The sequence below is a fragment of the Bacteroidota bacterium genome, assembly GCA_018692315.1.
Lineage (GTDB): Bacteria > Bacteroidota > Bacteroidia > Bacteroidales > JABHKC01 > JABHKC01.
This window is the reverse complement of the sequence record JABHKC010000098.1, coordinates 40456-50777: the sequence shown is the minus strand read 5'-3', so window position 1 is coordinate 50777 and position 10322 is coordinate 40456. Positions and strand designations below refer to the sequence as shown.

General features: G+C 31.9%; 6 protein-coding genes. All 6 read left to right on the top strand.

The annotated features are described in order from the left end of the window. Positions 1-357 precede the first annotated feature (357 nt). The 6 genes from HN894_08140 (at position 358) to HN894_08115 (ending at position 10315) form a co-directional block, all read left to right on the top strand. The gene (locus tag HN894_08140; protein ID MBT7143294.1) at positions 358-636 is read left to right on the top strand and encodes a helix-turn-helix transcriptional regulator; all 279 of its coding nucleotides are present in this window, start codon (positions 358-360) and stop codon (positions 634-636) included. Next, positions 633-3893, top strand: a complete 3261-nt coding sequence (locus HN894_08135; GenBank protein ID MBT7143293.1) for an NgoFVII family restriction endonuclease — start codon at positions 633-635, stop codon at positions 3891-3893. Before HN894_08140 ends, HN894_08135 begins: the two co-directional genes overlap by 4 nt. A 79-nt stretch (positions 3894-3972) precedes the next feature. Then, positions 3973-4791, top strand: a complete 819-nt coding sequence (locus HN894_08130; protein MBT7143292.1) for a KilA-N domain-containing protein — start codon at positions 3973-3975, stop codon at positions 4789-4791. Then, positions 4791-8402: a hypothetical protein gene (locus HN894_08125; protein MBT7143291.1), complete on the top strand. Its 3612-nt coding sequence runs from the start codon at positions 4791-4793 to the stop codon at positions 8400-8402. Before HN894_08130 ends, HN894_08125 begins: the two co-directional genes overlap by 1 nt. A 1-nt stretch (position 8403) precedes the next feature. After that, complete coding sequence (locus HN894_08120) at positions 8404-8955, top strand: AAA family ATPase (protein ID MBT7143290.1); 552 nt, start codon at positions 8404-8406, stop codon at positions 8953-8955. Positions 8956-8959: 4 nt separating this feature from the next. Next, complete coding sequence (locus HN894_08115) at positions 8960-10315, top strand: hypothetical protein (protein ID MBT7143289.1); 1356 nt, start codon at positions 8960-8962, stop codon at positions 10313-10315. Positions 10316-10322: the final 7 nt, after the last annotated feature.

Here is a 10322-nt window from a genome sequence, read left to right as displayed (position 1 = left end):
ATTTAGAAACTTTAAAAAACCAATAGATGACATTATTTAACAAAAGTTCACCATATTCCCCTGAAAATGGAAATAATAGTTACGCAACTAATAAAATAATAAGAGGAAGTTTCCTCTTACACAGATGTTGTATGCAAGGCTAAAGAACCGAAGTATATTGAAATAAACTGATTGAAAATTGAAAAATCGAATTAATAAAATATCAGTCAAGAATGAAATTTGGGGCAAGAAAAAAATAGTTTTTGCCGACCCGCTTTTGCCCTTCGGGACAATTAGGGAACCCAACGCACAAATCCAGCCCGAAAAACAAAAAAATTATCCTACTTTTGACAAAATCGTCAAAACAATTACGACAATATGAAAACGTTTGGAGAATACATACGGAAATCAAGAGAGGACATAGGATTACCTCTGAGAAAAGTTGCAGCGGCACTTGATATTGATACCTCAATATTGAGTAAAATTGAGAGAAACGAAAGACGTGCAACAACTGAAATGATTCCAATTTTAGCAGAAACTTTGGATAAAGCAGAAAAAGAGATTGAAATACAGTTTATACAATCAGCAATAATTACGGACTTGGGAGAACTTAATTATTTGAAAGATGGACTAAAAGAAATATTGAAAACCATATGAGCACTAAATTTTTTACAAACGAAGCAGAGAATACCTTAATCAATAAAATTGAGGGAATATTCAAACATAGAAATATTCATTTCTTTGATGCTTTAGTTGGATATTTTCGTGCTTCTGGCTATTTCAGGATTAGAAAATTCATTGAGAAGGCATCTGAAATAAGAATACTTGTTGGAATAAACATTGACAATCTAATTAATGAAGCCTCACAACAAGGATTACTATTTGATCCAAATGCTGAGAAAGCACAAAATGAATTCTTCAAGGAAATAAAAAAGAGTATTCAAGAAGCCGAATATGATAAAGAAGTTGAAGAAGGAATGCTTCAATTGATTTCAGATATCGTTACAGGAAAACTAAAAATTAAGGTTCATCCTAAACAAAATATTCACGCTAAAATTTACATCTTCAAAGAACAAGAAAAACACAACCACGGATATGGTTCTGTAATTACTGGTTCAAGCAATTTAACAGATGCTGGACTTTCAAGAAATTTTGAATTTAATATAGAACTTAGGGATAATACCGACATTGATTTTGCTTCTGAAACATTTGAGAAATTATGGGGAGAATCAATTCCAATAGAGGAAGATTATATTGAGAAGTTACAAAAAGAAACATATCTAAATGACACATACACACCTTATGAAGTTTATTTAAAATTCCTGGTTGAGTACTTTGGAAAAAGTATAGAATTTGACCCAAACTCAATAACCGATTTACCGAGAGGATTTAAAAGGCTTTCATATCAAATAGATGCTGTTAATGATGGCTTTACCAAAATAATGAAACACGATGGTTTTATTTTGGCTGATGTTGTTGGACTCGGGAAAACAGTTGTAGCAACAATAATTGCTAAAAAATATTTCTATTCAAATGGTTTTCCATCACATCGCTCACGTACCCTAATTATTGTGCCGCCTGCTTTAAAAGAAAATTGGGCTGAAACAACCGACAAATTCAGATTAGATAATGTAAAAATTATTACAAACGGAAGTTTGCATAAAATTAGAGATGCAAGAAAATATGATTTAATAATTGTTGATGAGGCACATAAATTTCGTTCTGATACAGCAACAATGTATAATGAATTACAGAAAATATGTAAAACATCAACTCGTAGAATACTTCCTGATGGTAGAACTGTTCAAAAAAAAGTAATGCTTGTTTCAGCGACACCTCTGAATAACAAACCTGAAGATATTGCGAATTTAGTTTATCTGTTTCAAGACAGTAAAAACTCTACACTTGAAATTGGGAACTTGCAACATTTTTTCAGAATTCAAATTGATGCGTATAAAAAACTAAAAAAAGAGCCGGACATAAAAGTTGTTCAACAAGGAGTTAAGCGGATTTATGAAAGAATTAGAACAAAGGTTATTGAACCATTAATTGTGCGAAGAACACGAACCGATTTAATGGCTCACGATTTATATTCTAAAGATTTAGAAAAGCAAGGCATTAAGTTTCCAAAAGTAGGAGCACCAAAAAAGATACTTTATCAATTAGAGCCACATCTTGATACCATTTATGATAAAACAATGTTTGTATTAAGCCATCCAACACAAGGCTTAACTTACAACAGATACCAAGCAATTGCTTTTCTGAAACCACATAAAAAAGCAAAGTATAAACAAGCCGATATGATTTCCAGTCAGTTGGCAAAAATTATGAAAACATTACTTGTTAAAAGAATTGACAGTAGTTTTTATGCTTTTAAGAAATCCTTGTATCGCTTTATGATGGCTACTAAAGCAATGGTTACAATGTTTGAAAATGGCAAGATTTATATTGCACCAAACTTACCAGTATCGGACTTTATTAATGAAGGAAAAGAGGAAGAATTATTAGAATTGATAATTGAGAAATCGATAGAAGACCCAACAATAGATATTTGTGAGCCTGATGATTTTGAATACGACTTCTTACCAGGACTTAAAAATGATTACGAATTATTAAAATCGTTAAATAAAGAATGGCAAAAAATAGATGACGACCCTAAATTGGAAGTCTTTGCTGACTATTTGATAACCATACTTCTAAAGAAGAAAATTAATCCAACCTCAAAATTGATAGTTTTTTCTGAAAGCAAAGAAACTACAGAATATTTATATCGTGAATTACCAAAATATATTGATGAAAACATATTGATGGTGGATAGTAAATCACGAAAAGAAAAAATGCCAATAATCAGAAGTAATTTTGATGCTAATATTCTAAAATCGGAGCAAAAAAATAATTTCAACATTGTTATCTCAACAGAAGTTCTGGCAGAGGGAATTAACTTACATAGAGCAAATGTGATTGTCAACTATGATACACCTTGGAATTCAACCCGATTGATGCAAAGAATTGGTCGGGTAAATAGAATTGGTTCAATTGCAAAAGAAGTACACGTTTATAATTTCTACCCAACAGCAAAGGTTAATAGTGATATTGAATTGGAGAAAAAAGCAATAATGAAGTTACAGGCTTTTCACGCTGCACTTGGAGAAGATAGTCAAATATATTCGCCAGATGAGGAGATAGAAACTTTTGGACTTTTTGACCACGAATTAGAAGAGGAAAAAGATGAGAAGTTGGCTTATTTAATGATGATAAGGGACATTAAAGAAAAAGACCCAACATTTTTCAAACAAATAAAAAATATGCCTTTACGGGCAAGAGTCGGAAGAAAAAACAGCGACTTAAATAATAGCACTATCAGTTTTGTTAAAGATGCAAAAAGAGATGCCTTTATTTATGTGAATTCAAAAGATGAAATTGAAGAATTAACCTTTCTTGAAACAATAAAGAAATTTGAAGCCGATGCAAACGAAAAAGGAATACCCTTACATTCCAAACATCACGAACAAGTAAAAACAGCAATTAAACTGTTTTCGGAAAAACTTGAAGAGGAAAAAGCAAAAGATAAAAAAGTTGATGTTACGCAAGGACCAAACGAAAAACGTGCAATTTCTTACCTGGATGCAATGATTAATCTGCCTTTTACAAACGATGCAGAGACAGAATTGATAATTACTGCAAAAGAAGCCATTCGGAAAGGTAGATTTCAAAATTTACAACGTGATATTAACAAACTAAAAAGAGCAGTTGGTAAAAGTCCTTTAAAGCCGGTAATAATACTGGAAAGAATAATTGGCATATTGAAAAGTTATCCACTGGTAAACGAGGAAATTGATGAAGTGGAACAAGTAAAAGTTGTTACTTCAAAAATATTGAATCCTGAGATTATAATAACAGAAAGTTACACATAATGAATGGTGGCGATTCAAAATAATTATAACTCTAATAATCGGGTCGAATTCGACCCCTTTTTAGAAAAAATAATATCTGATGGCAAAAAACAAGAAAATAAATATTGAAGGAAAAGAGATAGCGATAATCGCACAAAAAGAAAATGATTATATTTCTCTTACTGATATGGCAAGAAGTCAACATCAAGAGGTTGTAATAATTAAATGGTTAAGTTTAAAAAGTACTATTGAATATCTTGGTGAGTGGGAAGCATTGTATAATCCCGATTTTAATTATACCGAATTCGGTATAATTAAAAATACAGCAGGTAGTAATAATTTTGTTTTATCTGTTAAACAGTGGATTGAGGCTACTAATGCTGTTGGTCTAACTGCAAAGGCTGGAAGATATGGAGGAACTTATGCTCATAAAGACATTGCCTTTCATTTTGGAATGTGGATTAGTCCAAAATTTCAATTACTTCTGGTTAAAGAATACCAACGACTTAAAGAAGATGAAAATGACCGTTTGAAACTCGAATGGAATTTCCAACGAACACTTGCAAAGGTTAATTATCATATTCATACCGATGCAATTAAAGAGAATCTAATTCCGGAAAAACTCAACAAAAGACAAATTTCATTTATCTATGCCAACGAGGCTGATGTATTAAACCTTGCTTTATTTGGTAAAACTGCCAAGCAATGGCGTGACGAAAATTCGGGCGAAACGGGAAATATTAGAGACTTTGCAAGCATTGAACAATTAGTAGTTTTGTCGAATATGGAAAGCATCAATGCAATGCTAATACAACAAGATATTCCACAATCAGAACGATTGCAGCAACTTAACCAATTGGCAATAACCCAAATGAAATCGTTGCTTAAACATAACGACAGGCTTAAGAAGTTGAAATAATGAAAGAAAAAGACCTAAAACATATATTACAGAAAGATTACAATTTCAACGAAAATTGGAAATCTATATTGACTTTGCTTTTTGGAAAAATTGAATATTTCCTGACTCCTTCAAATCCATTTTTTGAACAGAAAAAAGTAAAATCAGGAAAACAGATCGGCGCTATTAAACTGGACGACAATAAATCGCTTGCCATTTTCGAAGTAGAAGTTGATGATAGCATTAGAATTGACCAAAACCGTAAAGGATTAAGGGATATTGCAGCCAAACATATCGACCAAAATATTACTCACGGTGCTTTGGTGTTTTTCTATTCTAAAAATCAAAAAGATTATCGTTTTTCATTTATTGCCAAATGGTCGGATATTGATTTGGAAACTGGTGAATTTATTAAAGGCGAAACCAAACCAAAACGTTATACCTATTTACTTGGGGGCAACGAATCATGTACTACAGCCTCAAAAAGACTTTCGGAATTGGCGGAGAAAAAAGCCAAGGGAGCATTAATTGGTATTAAACAATTATTGGACACTTTCTCGGTTGAGCCATTGAAAAAGGACTTCTTCAAATCCTACAAAGAACATTACGAAAAGTTTTGGAGATACATTGCCAATGATGAATTTGGTTATCGGGCTATACTTTTGGATACATCAAAGGATGAACCTGACAAACAAGAGAAACCAATTCGCGACTTTGCTAAAAAACTTCTCGGTCGTATTGTTTTCCTACATTTTCTGCAAAAGAAAGGTTGGATGGCTTGCCCTGCTAATACAAAAAAATGGGAAGGTGGCGAAAAACAATTTATGCAATTGCTTTTTGAGAAGTTTGAAGACAAAAAACAATTTCATAGCCATTGTTTAACAAAACTATTCTTTAACACACTAAACACCAAACGAAAAAACGATGTTTTTGAAATCAAAGGATTAAATGGTTTTCTCAATGGTTCTCGTGTGCCATATTTGAATGGAGGATTATTTGATGCCGATAAACCCAAAGAAATTTTGAGTGTTGATTTTCCTGTAAAGTATTTTGCAGAACTGTTTGAGTTTTTTGCACAATACAATTTTACCATTGATGAAAACAGCCCCGATGACCACGAAGTAGGAATTGATCCTGAAATGCTCGGTCATATTTTTGAAAACTTACTCGAAGAAAACCGTGAAAAAGGAGCTTTTTATACACCCAAAGAAGTAGTCCAGTATATGTGCAAAGAAAGCACAATACAGTATTTGAAAAACCACTTCCCAGTTGAGGCTGACGTTGAATGGTTCATACGTAACCACAGCGTTTCATCTTATTTTAGTGTAAGAGACAATGCCATAGCCCTCGACCAAAAGTTAAATGAGGTAAAAATTTGCGACCCGGCAATTGGTTCAGGTGCTTTTCCTATCGGAATTTTACACGAACTATTCGAAGCAAAAAAGTTTATTTATCCTTACCTGAAAACCAATAAGGAATTTAATCCTGCAAAGGTTAAAAAAGCCATAATCCAAAATTCTATTTACGGAGTGGATATTGAAAAGGGTGCAGTTGATATTGCCCAATTACGTTTTTGGTTGGCATTGGTAGTGGATGAAACCAAACCAGAGCCCTTACCTAATCTTGACTATAAAATAATGCAAGGCAATAGTTTGCTTGAAAGTTTTGAAGGCATTGATTTGAGTGAAACTGCTTTATTTGAAGAACCAAATGTTATGCATGTAAATCCAACACTATTTGAAGAACCAAAAACAGATTACAGTTTTTCGGAAGAAAATAGAACCGACATAAAGCAGTTGATTAAAGATTATTTTAAAGTAGAGGACAAAGATGAAAAGACCAAAATACATAAAGCCATTGATAAGATTGTTCTCGACCATATTGATAAATCTCTGGAATTTTGGGAAAACCGTCTTCTTATCGAAATAGCAACCTACCAGGAAAAACTGAATATAAAACTTGAAAACCTGAATGAGGAGCTAAGAGAAATATATAATGACAAAAGCCGAGAAGTAAAGGAAATTAAAGAGCGGCAGAAACTTTTGGACAATAAAGGGAATGCGCGTAAAAAGTTAAAAGACTTTGAACAAACCGATGAACGCCCTTATTTTCTTTGGCATCTGTTTTTTATGGATGTGTTCGAAAAAGGAGGCTTTGATATCTTTATTGGGAATCCACCTTACATCCAATTACAAAAAATGGGAAAACAAGCTGACATTTTGCAAAATGAAGGCTTTGAGACATTTGCTCGCACTGGAGATATTTATTGCCTTTTCTATGAAAAAGGAATTAATCTGCTGCAAACAGGTGGTGTATTAACATTTATCACTTCTAATAAATGGATGCGTGGTGGATATGGTAAAGCATTAAGAAACTACTTTACAAAAATAAATCCCAAGAAAATTTTAATTCTTGGTCCAGGGATATTTCATAGTGCAACAGTTGATACCAATATTTTTATTGGTGAAAAGAATTCATTTAAAAATAAAGTAAAGGGGATTGAAATAGCAAATAGATATAATATTACTTCGTTAAGAAATGAAGATTTTATTCCCCTATGTGATGTGAATGAAGAGGCTTGGATAGTTTTAAATGAAGAAGAGCTAATTATTAATAAAGCTTTGGTAGAATTTGGAAAGCCTCTACGGGATTGGAATTTGGAAATTTACAGAGGAATCTTAACAGGTTTTAATGGGGCTTTTATTATTGACCAGGCAAAACGTGACGAATTAGTTGCAGAAGATAATTCTTCTGATGAAATTATAAGACCCATCTTAAAGGGTCGTGAAATACAGGGATATCATGTGGATTGGAAGAATGATTATGTAATAGCCACTTTCCCAAGTCTAAATATTGAAATAGAAGATTTTAAAGCTGTTAGAAGGTATCTTGAAAGTTTTCAACCTAAATTAAATCAAACAGGTGAAACATTTATCAATAATAAAGGTGTTAAAGAAAAAACGAGAAAGAAATCAGGGAATAAATGGTTTGAAACACAAGACCCAATAGGTTTTGTTGCTGAATTTAAGAAAGAAAAAGTAATTTGGAAACGGATCGGTTCTATTATGCGTTTTGCATATTCTGATGAAGAAATATACTGCTTAGATAGTACTTGTATTGCAACAGGAGAAAAAATAAAATATTTAACCGCGGTGTTAAATTCGAAGATTGGTCTTTATCAATTAATAAAAACTTCACCACAAACTGGTACAGGTGACCAAATAATAAGTGTTCAGGCATTAGAACCCTTGCTTGTACCATATCCAAGTATTGAAATTGAGGAAATATTTAATGTAATAGTTGACTACATTTTATTCATAAAGAAAAGCTCAGAATCAATCTTAAATAGTATTTCACATGAAATATTGTCATCTACATTTGAAGAAGTAATTGACTATATGGTTTACGAACTCTATTTTGAAAAGCATATGAAAGAAAACAAAATAGACGTATTGCAATTTGTAGATTTTGAAGGCATAAACCAATTAGAAACCTTTGAAGAAAAGCGGGATGTAATTCAACGTGAATATTACAAATTAAAGGAGAAGGATAATCCAATTAGGAATAGAATATTGCTTTCATCTGTTAATAGCCCAAATATCATAAAACGCATAAACGAATCAACCCATTAATATGAAGTTGCACGAATTACATATTAACGATTTTAAGTTTTTTTCGGAAGTTGAGCCAGCAAGCCCTTTGCTTAAAATTGATGGAAACCATTTACTAATTTATGGCGAAAACGGAAGTGGAAAATCAACAATCTATTGGGCTTTATACACATTACTTGAATCGAGCCTAAAAAAGGATGATGATGATATTAGGAAGTACTTTAAGAAAACTGGTAATGATAGTCTTGTAAATATTCACGCATCGTCAGCCAGGAATAACTCATTTATTAAAGTGGTTTTAAAAGATGATGATGGCAATAATCCAAAAACATTTCGGATTTCCAGAAAAAGTAGAGATTTATCAATTCGCAATAATGTCGATGTAGTAAAAAGCAGTATGGCAACCGATTTTATAAACTATCGTGTTCTTTTCCAGTTGCACAACCTAAAACACTCAAAAGATAATGACCTTTGGCTTTGGTTTGAAGAAGAAGTATTGCCATATGTAAAAAAAAGGAGCTTCACCCTGTTTAAAAGAATTAGAAGAATTAAAAAAGGGACCAGAAAGAATTAAAAATTTGCACGGTGAAGATGTTTTTCCCACAGCATCTTTAAGAACCGCACTATCAATTGAAGAAAAGGGAGATTATAAGAAATACATAACATACAAGCAGAAGGTAAAGGCTTGGAATAATTGGCTAAAGAGTTTTATATCAAACATCACAACAAAAGCAAATGAGTTAATCGAAGATGAATTTGATTACAACTTTAAAATCAAACTTGAATTAAAGCAAAAACAATTTGAAGTACAAGAAGAAGAATTTACTTTTTATAATCATAAAATACTTTTTTCTCTAACAAAATATGACGATATAAATAATCCGAAAATTAAAAAGCCACACACATTTTTAAACGAGGCAAAATGGTCTGCAATTGGTCTTTCATTAAGATTTGCTATTTTAGATTATAAACTTTATGATGCAGATTTAAAAGCCTTAGTAATAGATGATATGCTATTGAGTTTAGATATGCGAAACAGGAATATCGTTTTGAATTTGTTATTAGGAAAATATTCTGATGACTACCAGTTAGTTCTTATGACTCACGACAAATCATTTTATGAATTAGCAAAAAGCAAAATAAGATTTAATAGTAAAACTAACATTTGGAATTTCATTGAAATGTATCAAGATGATACAGGTGACTTTTCAAAACCTTACTTTAAACCTTTTCCAAACAATATTCAAACAGCACAAGATTTTTTAATTCAGCACGATTATGCTGCTTGTGGTATATATTTAAGGAAAGAGATTGAAAGAAAGTTAGGTGAACTATTGCCTGTAAAATTAAAAAAGGAAGAAAAAACTGTTGATGGTGAGACAAAATTATTTGACAAAAACTTAAATGATTTTATCCACGCTTTTAAAATTTTCTGTACCGAAGAAAATGTTGATTTCACACCATTTACAGATTTGAAGACATACAAAGACTTGCTTCTTAATCCACTTGCTCACAATGATGTAGATGCACCATTTTTTAGAGACGAATTGAACAGTCTTATTAAAATCACCAAGGACTTAAATAACCTCAAAAGAGGTAGATTATTTCATAGGAGTAAAAAGAATATGAATTTTGTATTAAACAAACCTGATGGTACATATTTCTCTGTAAGAATGAAATCTGCAGAACAAATTGTTTTACTTGAAATAGATGGTCAGCCTGAAAGGATTTCAATTTACAGTAAATGTAAAGTCTCTGGAACTGATAATAATGGGGTAAGAACAAATGACATTGAACAGTTTGATACAATAAAAGATTGCTACATTGAAATGTGTACAAGATTTGGAATAGAACCTTCAAATGACTTATCGAATGTATTTGATTACAATGGTCTGAATTTTAATGATAAACTAATTGAAATAAATGGAGAATAGACCCCAA

Coding starts and splice junctions, on each gene's coding strand:
- HN894_08130 (MBT7143292.1), top strand. CDS start 3,973: ATGGCAAAAAACAAGAAAATAAATATTGAAGGAAAAGAGATAGCGATA.
- HN894_08120 (MBT7143290.1), top strand. CDS start 8,404: ATGAAGTTGCACGAATTACATATTAACGATTTTAAGTTTTTTTCGGAA.
- HN894_08140 (MBT7143294.1), top strand. CDS start 358: ATGAAAACGTTTGGAGAATACATACGGAAATCAAGAGAGGACATAGGA.
- HN894_08135 (MBT7143293.1), top strand. CDS start 633: ATGAGCACTAAATTTTTTACAAACGAAGCAGAGAATACCTTAATCAAT.
- HN894_08125 (MBT7143291.1), top strand. CDS start 4,791: ATGAAAGAAAAAGACCTAAAACATATATTACAGAAAGATTACAATTTC.